Annotated in this window: 13 protein-coding genes; 3 read left to right on the top strand and 10 right to left on the bottom strand. The window is 75.8% G+C overall.

All coding sequences use genetic code 11. The features are described 5' to 3' along the window. Positions 1 to 50 precede the first annotated feature (50 nt). The 7 genes from ACYVO2_RS33615 to ACYVO2_RS33585 form a co-directional block, all read right to left on the bottom strand. Positions 51 to 1370, bottom strand: a complete 1320-nt coding sequence (locus ACYVO2_RS33615; protein ID WP_461011886.1) for an alpha/beta fold hydrolase — start codon at positions 1368 to 1370, stop codon at positions 51 to 53. Continuing rightward, positions 1363 to 2505 (bottom strand): alanine racemase, encoded by a 1143-nt coding sequence (gene alr, locus ACYVO2_RS33610; RefSeq protein ID WP_461011907.1) that lies wholly within the window; start codon positions 2503 to 2505, stop codon positions 1363 to 1365. Before alr ends, ACYVO2_RS33615 begins: the two co-directional genes overlap by 8 nt. A gap of 94 nt (positions 2506 to 2599) precedes the next feature. Then, on the bottom strand, positions 2600 to 4087 hold the full coding sequence (locus ACYVO2_RS33605) for an NAD(P)H-hydrate dehydratase (protein ID WP_461011885.1): 1488 nt from the start codon (positions 4085 to 4087) through the stop codon (positions 2600 to 2602). 40 nt (positions 4088 to 4127) lie between these two features. Beyond that, the gene (locus tag ACYVO2_RS33600) at positions 4128 to 4496 is read right to left on the bottom strand and encodes a holo-ACP synthase (RefSeq protein WP_461011884.1); all 369 of its coding nucleotides are present in this window, start codon (positions 4494 to 4496) and stop codon (positions 4128 to 4130) included. 123 nt (positions 4497 to 4619) lie between these two features. Continuing rightward, positions 4620 to 6467 carry a glutamine--fructose-6-phosphate transaminase (isomerizing) gene (gene glmS / locus ACYVO2_RS33595; RefSeq protein WP_461011883.1) on the bottom strand — a complete coding sequence of 616 codons (1848 nt, stop codon included), beginning with the start codon at positions 6465 to 6467 and terminating at the stop codon, positions 4620 to 4622. 92 nt (positions 6468 to 6559) lie between these two features. Further along, entirely contained in the window at positions 6560 to 7390 is an 831-nt protein-coding gene (locus tag ACYVO2_RS33590) for an ABC transporter permease (RefSeq protein WP_461011882.1), read from the bottom strand. Beyond that, positions 7387 to 8394 (bottom strand): ATP-binding cassette domain-containing protein, encoded by a 1008-nt coding sequence (locus ACYVO2_RS33585; RefSeq protein WP_461011881.1) that lies wholly within the window; start codon positions 8392 to 8394, stop codon positions 7387 to 7389. The genes ACYVO2_RS33590 and ACYVO2_RS33585 overlap by 4 nt, the downstream gene beginning before the upstream one ends. 306 nt (positions 8395 to 8700) lie before the next feature. Here ACYVO2_RS33585 and ACYVO2_RS33580 point away from each other — a divergent pair, with 306 nt between their 5' ends. The 3 genes from ACYVO2_RS33580 (at position 8701) to ACYVO2_RS33570 (ending at position 11614) form a co-directional block, all read left to right on the top strand. After that, on the top strand, positions 8701 to 9582 hold the full coding sequence (locus ACYVO2_RS33580; protein WP_461011880.1) for an LppU/SCO3897 family protein: 882 nt from the start codon (positions 8701 to 8703) through the stop codon (positions 9580 to 9582). Positions 9583 to 9625: 43 nt separating this feature from the next. Further along, the gene (gene coaA / locus ACYVO2_RS33575; RefSeq protein ID WP_461011879.1) at positions 9626 to 10579 is read left to right on the top strand and encodes a type I pantothenate kinase; all 954 of its coding nucleotides are present in this window, start codon (positions 9626 to 9628) and stop codon (positions 10577 to 10579) included. Positions 10580 to 10675: 96 nt separating this feature from the next. Next, complete coding sequence (locus ACYVO2_RS33570; protein WP_461011878.1) at positions 10676 to 11614, top strand: DUF389 domain-containing protein; 939 nt, start codon at positions 10676 to 10678, stop codon at positions 11612 to 11614. 61 nt (positions 11615 to 11675) lie between these two features. Here ACYVO2_RS33570 and glmM read toward each other — a convergent pair whose 3' ends face one another. The 3 genes from glmM to rplM form a co-directional block, all read right to left on the bottom strand. Next, complete coding sequence (gene glmM / locus ACYVO2_RS33565; RefSeq protein WP_461011877.1) at positions 11676 to 13046, bottom strand: phosphoglucosamine mutase; 1371 nt, start codon at positions 13044 to 13046, stop codon at positions 11676 to 11678. 447 nt (positions 13047 to 13493) lie between these two features. Beyond that, positions 13494 to 13982, bottom strand: a complete 489-nt coding sequence (gene rpsI, locus ACYVO2_RS33560; protein WP_461011876.1) for a 30S ribosomal protein S9 — start codon at positions 13980 to 13982, stop codon at positions 13494 to 13496. A gap of 41 nt (positions 13983 to 14023) precedes the next feature. Beyond that, the gene (rplM, locus tag ACYVO2_RS33555) at positions 14024 to 14467 is read right to left on the bottom strand and encodes a 50S ribosomal protein L13 (RefSeq protein WP_461011875.1); all 444 of its coding nucleotides are present in this window, start codon (positions 14465 to 14467) and stop codon (positions 14024 to 14026) included. Positions 14468 to 14842 lie beyond the last annotated feature (375 nt).

Here is a 14842-nt window from a genome sequence, read left to right as displayed (position 1 = left end):
ATGCTACGCGGTTCCGGGCGGCCGTCCCCCGCGCGGAAGGGGCGCGCGGGCTACCCGGTGGGCGCGGCCTGGATGCCCTCCGCCCCCCGAGCGAGCGTGCGCACCTCGTCGGGCAGCGGCACGCCCGCCTCCGCGGCGGCCCGCACCAGCAGCGCGGCCAGCAGCGCGTTCACCGTCTCGGGGTACTCCAGCACGGCGAGGTGCGCGGCGTCCGGCAGCACGACCAGCTCCGCGCCGGGCAGCCGGGAGGCGATGGCGGCGCTGTGGTCGCACGGCGTGATCAGGTCCTTGTCCCCGGCGACCACCAGGGCGGGCAGACCGTCGAGGTGGGCCAGGGCCTCGCTCTTCTCGTGGGCGGCGAACGCCGGGTAGAACTCGGCGACGACGTCGATCGGGGTGGACTCGATCATGCGCTCGGCGAAGCGCACCACGGCCGGGTCCACCTCGTCGCCGCCGAAGGAGTACCGCTTGACCAGGGAGGCCAGCAGGTCGGCGGCGGCGCGGCGGCCCCGCTCCGCCAGGTCGGCCTGGCGGCCGAGCGCCCGCAGCAGCCCCGGCGCCACCCGGTGCACCGCCTTCGCCCCGAACGCGGGCAGGCCGAAGGTGACCGCGCCGATGTCGCCCGCGGTGGTGCCGACGAACGCCACCCCGGCCACCCGCTCGCGCACCGTCCGCGGGTACTGGTCGGCGAACGCCATCACCGTCATCCCGCCCATCGAGTGCCCCACCAGCACCACCGGACCCTCCGGCACGGCGGCGTCGAGCACCGCCTTCAGGTCCCGGCCGAGCCGGTCGATGGTGACCGGCTCCCCGTCGAGCTGGGCGGCGCCGCGCGCGGAGCGGCCGTGGCTGCGCTGGTCCCAGTACACGGCGCGGACCAGGCCGCGCAGCGCCGCGCGCTGGAAGTGGAAGGCGTCCTGGTTCAGGGCGTAGCCGTGGCAGAAGACGACGGTCAGGCCGGGCGCGGCGCCGGAGGGGGCGCGGCGGGCGGGCCGCGCGGCCGGGTCGGAAGCCTCGGCCGCGTCCTCGCCGCGATCCTGGTCGGGGGCCGGTTCCGGCGCCGGTTCCGGGGCGACGGGGTCGGTCTCGTAGTACAGCTCGGTGCCGTCCTCGGCGACGGCGGTGCCGGGCGTGCCGCGCAGCGAGCCGTAGGGCCCGGCCGCGTCCAGGGCGAGCCGGGCCCTGCGGCGTATCGCGCGGCCGACGGTCAGCCGCTCCGCCGCCACCCCGGCCGCGGCGCCCGCCGCGAGCACGCCGACCGCGACGCCGAGCAGCCCTGCCTGCTTGCCCGCCTTGGCCCAGCGGCCCCGCGCCGCCTCGGCGAGGGCCTCGCCCGCGGCCGCGGCGACGGCGGCCGTGTCCTCACCCATCGCCGCTCACGGGCAGCTCCCCCACGTGGACGCGCGGCACCCGGGCGCCGACCCGGGTGACGATCTCGTACACGATGGTGCCGCAGGCCCGCGCCCAGTCCTCGGCCGTGGGCTCGCCGTCGTCGCCGGGCCCGAACAGCACGGCCTCGTCGCCCGGCGCCGCCGGGTCCCCGCCCAGGTCCACCACGAACTGGTCCATGGCCACCCGCCCGGCGATGGTGCGCAGCTTGCCCGCGACCAGCACGGGGCCGCCGCCGGAGGCGTGCCGCGGCACCCCGTCGGCGTACCCCGCGGGCACCAGGGCCAGCGTGGTCCCGCCCGGGGTGGTGTAGGCGTGGCCGTAGGAGACGCCGTGCCCGGCCGGGACGCGCTTGACGCCCGCCAGGCGCGCGCTGAACGTCATCGCGGGGCGGAGCCCGAAGTCGGCGGGGCCGCCGACCTGCGGCACCGGGGACAGGCCGTAGACGGCCAGGCCGGGCCGGACCAGGTCGAAGCGGGACTCGGGCAGGGTCAGCGTCGCCGGGGAGTTGGCGATGTGCCGCACCTCGGGGTCGATCCCGGCGGCCTCGGCGGCGGACAGCGCCTCGCGGAACACGGCCAACTGCGCGGCGATCGACGGGTGGCCCGGCTCGTCCGCGCACGCGAAGTGCGACCAAAGACCGGTCACCCGCACCGCGCCCTCCGCCTCCGCGGCGCGGGCCGCGGCGACCAGATCCGGCCAGTCGGCGGGCTGGCAGCCGCCCCGGCCGAGACCGGTGTCCGCCTTGAGCTGCACCCGCGCGGTCACCCCGGTCGCGCGGGCCGCGGCCACGGCCTCGTCCAGCGACCAGCGGGCGCCGACGGAGACGTCGATCCCGGCGCCCACCGCCTCGGCCCACGGCCCGCCCGGCGTCCACAGCCAGCACAGGACCGGCCCGCCGATCCCGGCGGCGCGCAGCGCCAGGGCCTCGTCGGGGGTGGCGGTGGCCAGCCAGGCCGCGCCCGCCTGCCGGGCGGCGCGGGCGACCGGCACGGCGCCGTGGCCGTACCCGTCCGCCTTGACCACGGCCATGACCGCGGCGCCGCCCGCGCGGGCGCGCAGCGCCTCGACGTTGGCCCGCACTGCCGCCAGGTCGACCGTGGCGCGGGCACGCATCTCAGTGTCCATATCGCACCCAGTCTCTCAGGTCGCTCTCCCCGCGGGTCCCGGCGCCGGCCGGGCGGGGTGCGGGGCCGTCCCGGCGCGGGGGTCAGGCGCGCGGGGTGGCGGCGGTGCCGCGCCAGGCCGCGGGGAGGTGCGCGGCCACGTCCATGGCGGTGACCGGGGCGCCGACGGCGCGGTGGCCGGGGGCGGTGCCGTCCGCCGCGAGCCGGGCGGCCAGGCCGTGCAGGTACGCCGCCGCCGACGCGGCGTCCAGGGGGGACGAGCCCGCGGCGAGCAGGGAGCCCGCCAGGCCCGCCAGGACGTCGCCGCTGCCCGCGGTGGCCAGCCAGCCGGTCCCGGTGGGGTTGACCCGCACCGCGCCGTCGCGGTCGCCGACCAGGGTGGTGGAGCCCTTCAGCAGCGCGGTCACCCCCAGCTCGCGGGCCAGGCGGCGGACGGAGTCCAGGCGGGCGGACTCCACGGCCCGCCGGTCGGTGCCCAGCAGCCGGGCGGCCTCGCCCGCGTGCGGGGTGATCAGCACGGGGGCGGAGCGCTCCGCCGCGAGGGCCCGCAGCTCGTCCGAGGAGGCGAGCAGCCCCAGCCCGTCCGCGTCCACCAGCACCGGCACCTCGGAGCGCAGCACGTCCGCGAGCGCCCGCCGCGCCTGCGGCCCGTCGCCGATCCCCGGCCCGGCCACCCACGCCTGCACCCGGCCCGCCGCCGCCGGGGAGTCGCTGACCAGCGCCTCGGGGAAGCGCCGCACCACCTCGTCCGCGGCGTGCCCCGCGTACCGGACGGCGCCCGCCGCTCCCGCGAGCGCCCCCGCCACCGCGAGGACGGCCGCCCCCGGGTACCGGGCCGACCCCGCCGCGACGCCCACCACGCCGCGCCGGTACTTGTCGGTCTCCGCGCCCGGCACCGGCAGCAGCGCGGCCACGTCCGCGTGCTGGAGCGCCTCGACCGCGGGAGGGCCCGGCTCGATGCCGATGGGCACCAGCCGCACCGCGCCCGCGTGGGTCGCGCCCGGGTCGATGAGCAGGCCCGGCTTGTACGTGCCGAAGGTGACGGTGACGTCGGCGCGCACGGCCGCGCCCGCGACCTCGCCGGTGTCCGGGTCGACGCCGCTGGGCAGGTCCACGGCGACGGTCGGGGCGTCCGCGGCGGCGGCAGCGGCGGCCAGCGGGACGGCGGCCGCGCGCAGGCCGCCCCGGCCGCCCAGGCCCACGATCCCGTCCACCACCAGGTCGCAGCGGCCGATCAGCCGCTCGGCCGCGGCCGTGTCCCCGCTCGCGCGCCCGCCCGCGGCGAGCAGCGCCCGCAGGCCGCCGGCGTGGGTCCGGTCCGGGGACAGCAGCACCGCCGTCACCCCGGCCCCGCGCCGGGCCAGCCGCGCGCCCGCGTACAGCGCGTCACCGCCGTTGTCCCCGGCGCCCACCAGCAGCACCACCCGGGTGCCGTACACGTGCCCGAGCAGCCCGGCGCAGGTGGCGGCGAGCCCGGCCGCCGCCCGCTGCATCAGCGTGCCCTCGGGCAGTTTCCGCATCAGCTCGCCCTCGGCGGCCCTGACGTCCTCGACGGCGTGCGCGCTCCTCATGCGACCGACCTCTCCCTCACGCGTCGGCGGCGGGCCCCCGTCAGCCCTCCGCGATCACCACAGCCGAGGCGATTCCCGCGTCGTGACTGAGCGACACGTGCCAGCGTGTCACGCCGAGTGCGGCGGCGGCCGCCGCGACGGTGCCGGTGACCTCGAGGCGGGGCCGGCCGGAGTCCTCGCTGACCACCGCGGCGTCGGTCCACGCCAGGCCGCCGGGGGCACCCAGGGCCTTGGCCAAGGCCTCCTTGGCGGCGAACCTGGCGGCGAGGGAGGCGGCACCGCGGCGCTCCCCGCCGGGACGGTGCAGCTCCGCCTCGGTGAACAGGCGCCGGGCGAGGGAGGGGGTGCGGTCCAGGGCCTGCCGGAAGCGGTCGATCGACGCGACGTCGATCCCGACACCGATGATCACTGGAGCGCTCCCGTGGGGGGTGGGGGGTGATGCGTCCCGGCAGGGGCCCGGGGGCGGAGCCCACGGCGGGGGTCCAAGGGGCGGGGCCCCTGGCCGCCGCAGGCGCCCACCCCCGGCCCGCGCCTACTCGACCGTGACCGACTTCGCCAGGTTGCGGGGCTGGTCCACCTCGTTGCCGCGGGCCGTGGCCAGCTCGCAGGCGAAGACCTGGAGCGGGACCGTGGCCACCAGCGGCTGGAGCAGCGTCGGCGTCGCCGGGATGGAGATCAGGTGGTCGGCGTAGGGCACCACGGCCTCGTCGCCCTCCTCGGCGATCACGATGGTGCGGGCACCGCGCGCCCTGATCTCCTGGATGTTGGAGACGATCTTGTCGTGCAGCACCGAGCGGCCGCGCGGCGACGGCACCACGACCACCACCGGCACGTCGTCCTCGATCAGCGCGATCGGGCCGTGCTTGAGCTCGCCCGCCGCGAAGCCCTCGGCGTGCATGTACGCCAGCTCCTTGAGCTTGAGCGCGCCCTCCAGGGCCACCGGGTAGCCCACGTGGCGGCCGAGGAACAGCACGGTGTTCTTGTCCTTCAGGGAGCGGGCCAGCTCGCGGACCGGCTCCATGGTCTGGAGGACCTGCTCGACCTGGCTGGCGATGTCGGACAGCTCGCGGATCACCGCGTCGATCTCGTCGCCCCACTTGGTGCCGCGCACCTGCCCCAGGTACAGCGCCACCAGGTAGCAGGCCACCAACTGGGTGAGGAACGCCTTGGTGGAGGCGACCGCGACCTCGGGCCCGGCGTGGGTGTAGAGCACCGCGTCGGACTCGCGCGGGATCGTGGAGCCGTTGGTGTTGCAGATGGCGAGGACCTTCGAGCCCTGCTCGCGGGCGTGCCGCAGCGCCATCAGGGTGTCCATGGTCTCGCCGGACTGGGAGATCGCCACGACCAGGCTGCGCGGGTCGAGGATCGGGTCGCGGTAGCGGAACTCGCTGGCCAGCTCGACCTCGCAGGGCACCCGCGTCCAGTGCTCGATCGCGTACTTGGCGATCATCCCGGCGTGGAACGCGGTGCCGCACGCCACGATCACGATCTTGTCGATCTCGCGGAGCACCGAGTCGGGGATGCGCACCTCGTCGAGGGTGAGCCGCCCGGTGGCGTCGATCCGGCCCAGCAGGGTGTCGGCGACCGCCTTGGGCTGCTCGGCGATCTCCTTGAGCATGAAGTAGTCGTAGCCGCCCTTCTCGGCGGCCGAGGCGTCCCAGTCCACGTGGTACTCGCGGATCTCGGCGGGGGCGCCGTCGAACGTGGTGACGGTGACGCCCTCGCGGCGCAGCTCCACCACCTGGTCCTGGCCCAGCTCGATGGCGTCGCGGGTGTGCGCGATGAAGGCGGCCACGTCGGACGCCAGGAAGTTCTCGCCGTCGCCGACGCCCACCACCAGCGGCGAGTTGCGGCGGGCGCCCACGACCACGTCCGGCTGGTCGGCGTGCGCGGCCACCAGGGTGAACGCGCCCTCCAGGCGGCGGCAGACCCGGCGCATCGACTCGGCCAGGTCGGCGCAGGCGGAGAACTCCTCGGCCAGCAGGTGGGCGACGACCTCGGTGTCGGTCTCCGAGGCGAGCGTGTGTCCGCGCTCGGCCAGCTCGGCGCGCAGGCCCGCGAAGTTCTCGATGATGCCGTTGTGGACGACGGCGACCCGGCCCGCGTTGTCCAGGTGCGGGTGGGCGTTGGCGTCGTTGGGCGCGCCGTGCGTGGCCCAGCGCGTGTGCCCTATGCCGGTGCGCCCGACCGGCAGCGGCTGCTCGCCCAGGAGCTTCTCCAGGTTCCCGAGCTTGCCCGCCTTCTTGCGGGCGGCGAGGCCGCCGTCGGCGAGCACCGCCACCCCCGCCGAGTCGTAGCCCCGGTACTCCAGGCGCTTGAGACCGGCGATCACCACGTCGAGGGCGGACTGGGCGCCCACGTATCCAACGATTCCGCACATGCGGGGTAGCTTAAGTGGCGATTCGCCCGCGGCGGACCACCGGCCGTGCGGCCGGTGGTCCGCCGCGGCGCGTACGGGGCGCCTTCGCCCGGTCAGACCCGGGCCCGGTAGGCGCGGGTGGCCAGCGGGAAGAACACCGCCGCGAGCACGGCCGCCCACGCCAGCGACCACAGCAGCGGACCTGCGACCTCGCCGCCGGAGAGCAGGCCGCGGAAGGCGTCCGAGAGCCGGCTGACCGGGTTGACGTCCGCCCAGGCCCGCAGCCAGCCCGGCATCGTCTCGGTGCGCACGAACGCGCTGGAGGTGAACGTGAGCGGCATCACCAGCACGAACGCGAACATCTGCACCTTCTCCGGCTCGCTCGCCACCATCCCGATGAGCACCGACATCCAGGACATCGCGAGCGCGAACAGCAGCAGCAGGCCGGTGCCCGCGAGCACCCCGGCCGCGCCCTCCTGCGGGCGGAAGCCCAGCGCCACGCCCAGGCCCAGCATCAGGGCCACCGCCCACACCTGCTTGGCCAGGTCGGCGACGACCCGGCCGAGCAGCGGCGCGGAGCGGGCGACGGGCAGGCTGCGCAGCCGGTCGAACACGCCCTTGGTCACGTCCGTGTTCAGGCCGACGGCCGTGGACAACGTCGCGAACAGCGCGTTCTGCACGATGATGCCGGGCAGCGCGTACTGGAGGTAGCGGTCGGGCGAGCCGTCGAGCTGACCGCCGAACACGTAGGTGAACAGCAGGACGAACATGACGGGCTGCACGCTCAGGTCGAGCAGCTCCATCGGGTTGTGCTTGATCTGCACCAGGTTCCGCCAGGCCATGGTGGCGGTCTGCCGGAGCGCGGTCCGCGGGCCGATCCGCCCGCCGGCGAGGGCCCCGGGGGGCGTCGCGGCCGGCGCGGTCGTCGTGGTGGTCGTGGTCACGCGTGCTCACCCACCATCTCCGGCGCGCCGGCGGACGGAGCGCCGCCCTGCCCGTCGCCCCGCTCGGCGCCGTCCGCGGCCCGGTGGCCGGTCAGCGCCAGGAACACCTCGTCCAGGCTGGAGCGGCGCAGGGCCAGCTCGCCCACCGCGATCCCCGCGTCCTCCAGGCGCCGCACCACCGCGGGCATCAGCGCCGGGTCCTGCACCGGGGCGGTCACCGCGCCGCCCTCGACGGTGGCCGCGGGGCCCGCCGTGACCGCGACCAGCGCGTGGGTGCGCGCCAGGTCCTCGGCGCGCAGCGGGCGCACCCGGAGCACCCGGCCACCGACGCGGGTCTTGAGCTCGTCCGGGGTGCCGTCCGCGATCACCCGCCCCTTGTCGATCACCGCGATGTCGTCGGCGAGCTGGTCCGCCTCCTCCAGGTACTGCGTGGTCAGCAGCACCGTCACCCCGTCGCCGACCAGCTCCCGCACGATCTGCCACAGCTCGCCGCGGCTGGCCGGGTCCAGGCCCGTGGTGGGCTCGTCCAGGAACAGCACCCGCGGGCGGCCGACGAGGCCGGCGGCCAGGTCCAGGCGCCTGCGCATGCCGCCGGAGTGCGTCTTGGCGGCCCGGCCGCCCGCGGCCTCGAGCCGGAACCGCTCCAGCAGCTCGGCCGCCCGCGCCCTCGCCGCGGGGCGCGGCAGCCCCAGCAGCCGGCCGATCATCAGCAGGTTCTCGAACCCGGTGAGCATCTCGTCCACCGAGGCGTACTGCCCGGTCAGCCCGATCGCGGCCCGCACCGCGCCGGCCTCGCGCACCACGTCGTGCCCGGCCACCTCGGCCCGCCCGCCGTCCGGGCGCAGCAAGGTGGCGAGGATCCGCACCGTGGTGGTCTTGCCCGCCCCGTTGGGCCCCAGCACGCCGAGCACCGTCCCGGTGCGGGCCACCAGGTCCACACCGGAGAGCGCCCGGGTCTCCCGGAACCGCTTGACCAGGCCCTCGGCCTGGATCGCGTAGGTCATCGACCCCGTCCTCACATCCGTCCGGCCCCCGCTCGGACGGGGGCTCGCCCTCACCCTGCGGGGCGGGGCGGGCAGACGGCCGACAGACCGCCGACAGGGGATGACAGGGCGCCGACACGGGGCGCCGCGGGGGTGGGTGGCGCGGTGGCACGGGCCGGGGGCGCGCCGCCGGCAGGCCCCGCCCCGCCGGGGAGGCGGACGAACCGCCGCGCGGTGGGGCACGCGCCCTTGGGACCGGGGCGGGGGCGCTGCTCGCTAGGGTGAGGGGCCCGTCTGTCGTGTCGTGTCGCAGCCGAGGGGGAATCCGTGGCCACCCCGCCGCCGGCTCCGGGGCCGTACTCCCCGCGGTACGGGCCCCCGCCCGTCCAGCCGTCGCCGTACACGCACCCGCTGCCGCCGCAGCCGCCCGGACCGCAGCCGCCGCCCGCGTGGGGCTACCCCCATCCGGCTCCCCCGCCGCACCAGACTCCCCCGCCGCAGCAGACACCGCCGCCCCACCAGCCGCAGACGCAGCCGCCGCAGCAGCCGCTCAGGTGCCTGGTGTGCGGCGGGGCGCCCGCGATCCACGACACGGTGCGCGGGCACCAGGGGCTGATCGTCCTCATGCGGTTCCTGCGCGCGGAGGGCGCGTTCTGCCGGACCTGCGGCATCGCCACCTACCGGGACATGACCGCGAGGACGCTGCTGGCGGGCTGGTGGGGCCCGCTGTCCTGCCTGATCACACCGGTCACCGTGCTGCTCAACCTCGCCCCGCGGGCCCGCTTCGGCGCGCTGCCGCCGCCGACCGGCGGATGGCGCCCGCCGCTCGACCCCGGCAAGCCGCTGCCGGCGCGCGGACCCGCCCTGCTGTTCCTGGTCACCGCGGCCCTGGCGGTGGCCGCGGTGCTGGGGCTGCTGGTCGTCGGGATCACGTCCGGCGGCGACGAGGACCCGGCCGGGCCGCCCGCCCGGCCCGTCGCGCTGTCCGTCGGCGACTGCGTCCGCAACGCCACCGGCACCTGGGCGAAGCAGGACCTGCGGGTCGTGGACTGCGCGTCGGACGAGGCGGAGTACCGGGTGACCAGGGAGCTGCTCGCCGAGGGCGACGAGTGCGCCGACGGCGAGTACTACAGCAACGCCGGCCACGCCTCCGACGGCGTCTCCTCGGTGTGCCTGCGGGCGCTGGAGCGTCCGGCCCCCGCCGCCTGACCCCCGGACGGCGGGCTCGCACACCCGTGCCCACAATGGTCCGGTGACCACACCCAGCCCTTATGTGGACCTCTCCCGCGCCCAGTGGAGCGCCCTGCGGGAGAAGACCCCGCTGCCGCTGACCGCCGAGGAGGTCGAGCGGTTGCGCGGGCTCGGTGACGTGGTGGACCTGGAGGAGGTGGCGGAGGTCTACCTGCCGCTGTCCCGCCTGCTCAACCTGTACGTCGCCGCCACCCACGGCCTGCGCGGCGCCCTGAACACCTTCCTCGGCGACACCGCGCCGCGCCGCGCCCAGTCCGGCACGCCGTTCGTCATCGGCATCGCGGGCAGCGTCGCCGTCGGCAAGTCCACCACCGCCCGCATCCTCACCGCGCTGCTGGCGAGGTGGCCCGAGCACCCGCGGGTGGAGCTGGTCACCACCGACGGCTTCCTGCTGCCGAAGGCCGTGCTGGAGGAGCGCGGGCTGATGTCCCGCAAGGGCTTCCCCGAGTCCTACGACCGCCGCGCCCTCACCCGGTTCGTCGCGGACGTCAAGGCGGGCAGGGACGAGGTGACCGCGCCGGTCTACTCGCACCTGACGTACGACATCGTGCCCGGCGCGGTGCAGACGGTGCGCCGCCCCGACATCCTGGTCGTCGAGGGCCTGAACGTCCTCCAGCCGGCGCTGCCCGGCGGGGACGGCCGCCCGCGCGTCGCCGTCGCCGACTACTTCGACTTCAGCGTGTACGTGGACGCGCGCACCGACGACATCGAGCGCTGGTACCTGGAGCGCTTCCGGGCGCTGCGGGAGACCGCGTTCCAGGACCCGTCGTCGTACTTCCACCGCTACACCAAGGTCTCCGAGGCGGAGGCCGTGGAGTACGGCGCGCGGATCTGGCGCACGGTCAACCGGCCCAACCTGGAGCGCAACATCCTGCCCACCCGCGGCCGCGCCACCCTGGTACTGCGCAAGGACAGCGACCACAAGATCCGGCGGCTGAGCCTGCGCAAGCTGTAGGCACCGGGGCCCCGCGGCCGCGGGGCCCGAAGCCGCGGGGCCTGCGCCGCCGCCCCGGCGGCGGCGCCCTGCCCGGGTTGTCTCTATTCTCGGCTCGTGCTCCATCTTCGACTGATAGTTCCCGCGGGCCGCACCGGCGACGTGGTCGCGGCGCTGGACAAGACCATCGGCACCACCCACCTGGCGGTGCTGCCCGGCGCCGCGGTGCGGCCCAGGGGCGACGTCGTGCTGTGCGACGTCGCCCGGGAGGCCGCCGACGACCTGCTGCGGGAGCTGCGCGGCCTGGGCCTGGCCGACGACGGCGCGATCACCGTCGAGGAGGTCGGCCTGTCCCTGTCCCGGCACGCCGACAAGGCCGAGGAGGCCGCGCCCGGGGAGAGCGCGGACGCCGTGGTGTGGGAGTCGGTGACCGACGTCACCCACGAGGAGTCCACGCTCAGCAACACCTTCCTGGCGTTCCTCACCGTGGCCACCATGCTGGCCGCGTGCGGGGCCGTGCTGGACAGCGCGATCCTGGTGGTGGGCGCGATGGTGGTGGGCCCCGAGTTCGGGCCGCTCGCCGGGATTTGCGTGGCGCTGGTGCAGCGCCGGGCGGGCCTCGCGCTGCGGTCGGTGCTCGCGATCCTGGCCGGGTTCCCGTTCGCGATGGTGCTGACGATCGGGTTCAGCCTGCTGATGGACGCGCTCGGCCTGTTCACCGAGGACGCGTTCGAGGCGGACCGGCCGAACACGTCGTTCATCTGGGCGCCGGACGCCATGTCGTTCGTGGTGGCGCTGCTCGCCGGGGTGGCGGGCGTGCTGTCGCTGACGTCGGCCAAGTCGGGCGCGCTGGTGGGCGTGGCGATCTCGGTGACGACGGTGCCCGCCGCGGCGAACGCGGCGGTGGCCCTGTCCTACGGCGACCTGGCGCAGACGCGGGGCTCGGCGGAGCAGCTCGGGCTCAACCTGCTGGGCATCGTCGTCGCGGGCACGCTGACGATGCTGGTGCAGAAGGCGTACTGGGCGCGCACCAGGGCGAAGCGGGTCGCGCGGTGAACGTGGAGACGGCCGGCCGGGGCGCTCCCCGGCCGGCCGTCCCCCGTCGCGCGGGAGCGCCCTAGACGCCCAGCGTCCGCTTCACCACATCGGCGAGGTGGGAGGCCACGGTCTGGGCCTGGTCGGCGTCGGCCGCCTCGACCATCACCCGGACCAGCGGCTCGGTGCCCGAGGGGCGCAGCAGCACCCGGCCGGTGGCGCCCAGCTCCCGCTCGGCGTCCGCGACCGCGGCGGCGAGCTCGGCGCACTCCCCCGCCCGGGACCTGTCCACGTTCGGGACGTTGATCAGCACCTGGGGCAGCCTGGTCATCACCGCGGCCAGCTCGGCCAGCGGCTGCTTGGCGGCGGCGACCCGGGCGGCCAGCATCAGGCCGGTCAGGGTGCCGTCGCCGGTCGTGGCGTGGTCCAGCAGGATGACGTGGCCGGACTGCTCGCCGCCGAGCGCGTAGCCGCCCGCCTTCATCGCCTCCAGCACATAGCGGTCGCCGACGGCCGTGCGCACCAGCTCGATGCCCTCCCGCTCCAGGGCCAGCTTGAAGCCCAGGTTCGACATCACGGTGGCGACCACGGTGTTGTTCCGCAGCGCGCCCGCGTCGCGCAGGCCGAGGGCGAGGACGGCGAGGATCTGGTCGCCGTCCACCTCGGCGCCGGTCGCGTCCACGGCCAGGCAGCGGTCGGCGTCCCCGTCGTGGGCCACGCCGAGGTCGGCGCCGTGCTCCACCACGGCCGCGCGGAGCTTGTCCAGGTGGGTGGAGCCGTAGCCGTCGTTGATGTTCAGCCCGTCGGGCTCGGCGCCGATGGTGAGCACCTCGGCCCCGGCGCGGGCGAACGCCTCGGGGGACACCCGGGCCGCCGCGCCGTGCGCCCCGTCCACCACGACCTTCAGGCCGTCCAGGCGGTTGGGCAGCACGCCCACGAGGTGGGCCACGTACTGCTCGGAGCCCTCCAGGTAGTCCCGCACCCGCCCGACGGCGGCGCCGGTCGGCCGGTACCTGCCGTCCTCGTCGGCGCCGGTGCCGTGGCGGCGCCAGTGCTCCTCGATCGCGTTCTCGATCTCGTCGGGCAGCTTGTGGCCGCCGCGGGCCAGGAACTTGATGCCGTTGTCCGGCATGGGGTTGTGGCTGGCGGACAGCATCACGCCGAGATCGGCGCCCAGCGCGCCGGTGAGATACGCCACCGCGGGAGTGGGCAGCACACCGACGCGCAGGACGTCCACCCCGGCGCTGGCGAGGCCGGCCACGACGGCGGCCTCCAGGAACTCCCCGGACGCGCGCGGATCGCGGCCCACCACGGCGACGGGCCGGTGGCCCGCGAAGGCTCCCGCGTCGCCGAGCACGTGCGCCGCGGCGACGGACAGGCCGAGCGCGAGTTCGGCGGTCAGCTCGCGGTTGGCCACACCGCGGACCCCGTCCGTTCCGAAGAGTCGTCCCACTGTTCTTCCTCCGAGATGCGAGATGGACGCTATTGGCGGATTTCGTCCAACTTTCGCCGATGAAGGGGCCTCCCCGGGTCCCTGACACCTGGGGCGGCTCCGCCGAAGGGGCCGCGGGTGTGGTCCCTCCGGCCTCCGGCTCCGGCCGGTCGTGCTGGGTGGTGCCCGGACCGCGCCCGCGTCGCGCGGGAGCGGGACGTCCGGTGGGGAAGCGGCGGGGGCGGTCGGCGGCGCGCCCGGCGCGGCGGGCGGCGCCCTGCGCCACCCGGGGCTTCCCGGTGCGCGGCCGCCGCGGGGGCCGCCGAATACGGGGACGCCCCGGAGGCACTGGCCCTCCCACCCCCATGGGGTCGGAAGGGTGCCTCCGGGGCGTCGTGAGTCCGTGTCCGTGTCCGAACCGGCCCCGGCGGGTCCCCGGCGGAGCGTGTCCGGGACGGGGAGGCCGCTTTAGCGCTTGCTGTACTGCGGCGCCTTGCGGGCCTTCTTCAGACCCGCCTTCTTGCGCTCGACGGCGCGGGCGTCACGCGTCAGGAAGCCGGCCTTCTTGAGCGGGCCGCGGTTGTTGTCCGCGTCGGCCTCGTTCAGCGCGCGGGCGACGCCGAGGCGCAGCGCGTACGCCTGGCCGGAGATGCCGCCGCCGCCGATGCGGGCGAAGACGTCGTACTTGCCGTCCAGCTCCAGGATCTTGAACGGCTCGTTGACGGCCTGCTGGTGCACCTTGTTCGGGAAGTACTCCTCGAGGGTGCGCCCGTTGATCTTCCACTGGCCGGTGCCCGGGACGATGCGCACGCGGGCGATCGCCTCCTTGCGGCGGCCGGTGCCGGCGCCGGGGACCGGCTCGCCGAAGCGGCCGGCGAGGGACTCGGAGGTGTAGTTCTCCTGGAGCTCGAGGGTCTCATCGACCTCGAGCGGGATCTCAGCGGTGGTCTCGGCCACGATGCTCCTCGTAATTCTTTTTCGTCAGGGGTGGCCGGGGCTTACTGCGCGACCTGGGTGATCTCGAACGGCACGGGCTGCTGGGCGGCGTGCGGGTGGTCCGGGCCCGAGTACACCTTCAGCTTCGACAGCATCTGACGGCCCAGGGTGTTCTTCGGGAGCATGCCCTTGATGGCCTTCTCCACGGCACGCTCCGGGTGCTTCGCCAGCAGCTCGTCGTAGCGGACGGAACGCAGACCGCCCGGGTAGCCGGAGTGGCGGTAGGCCATCTTCTGGGTCCGCTTGTTGCCGGAGAGGTGCACCTTGTCGGCGTTGACGATGATGACGAAGTCACCGGTGTCTACATGCGGCGCGTACACCGGCTTGTGCTTACCCCGGAGCAGAGTCGCGGCCTGGGAGGCCAGCCGGCCGAGCACGACGTCGGTCGCGTCGATAACGTGCCACTGACGCTGGACATCGCCGGGCTTAGGGCTGTACGTGCGCACGGTCGTAGCCTTCGCTTCTTCAGTGAGTGGGTCCTGACAGGAACGCCCAGACGTGGGCGACCGGCCCAAATGCGGTATTGCCGCCGGTCAGTGTCCGGGTGGTCCGGCGTACCGACTTCTCACACCAAGCGAGTCAAGCCAATACGCACAACGAACTCGCAGGATACCGGCGTGCTCCCATCGGGGTCAAAACGAGGCAGCCGAAGGCGCCCGAACCGGTCATCCCGTCCCCCGGCGGGACACTCTACGCCCCCGGCAGCCGCAGCCGCCCGCGGCCCGCCCACCGGCCCACCCGCCGGCCCGCCCACCAGCCCGTTCCCGGCCGGCGCCGCGCCGCCCCCAGCAGCCCCGCCGGCGCCGGCGGGTGCCCGCCGC

This window comes from Streptomyces capparidis, from assembly GCF_054782095.1.
This window is presented reverse-complemented; position numbering and strand designations above follow the sequence as displayed.

Bases quoted from the DNA above. Each gene is read 5' to 3' on its own strand.
- ACYVO2_RS33615 (WP_461011886.1), bottom strand. From the start codon at position 1,370: ATGGGTGAGGACACGGCCGCCGTCGCCGCGGCCGCGGGCGAGGCCCTC.
- alr (WP_461011907.1), bottom strand. From the start codon at position 2,505: ATGCGTGCCCGCGCCACGGTCGACCTGGCGGCAGTGCGGGCCAACGTC.
- ACYVO2_RS33605 (WP_461011885.1), bottom strand. From the start codon at position 4,087: ATGAGGAGCGCGCACGCCGTCGAGGACGTCAGGGCCGCCGAGGGCGAG.
- glmS (WP_461011883.1), bottom strand. From the start codon at position 6,467: ATGTGCGGAATCGTTGGATACGTGGGCGCCCAGTCCGCCCTCGACGTG.
- ACYVO2_RS33585 (WP_461011881.1), bottom strand. From the start codon at position 8,394: ATGACCTACGCGATCCAGGCCGAGGGCCTGGTCAAGCGGTTCCGGGAG.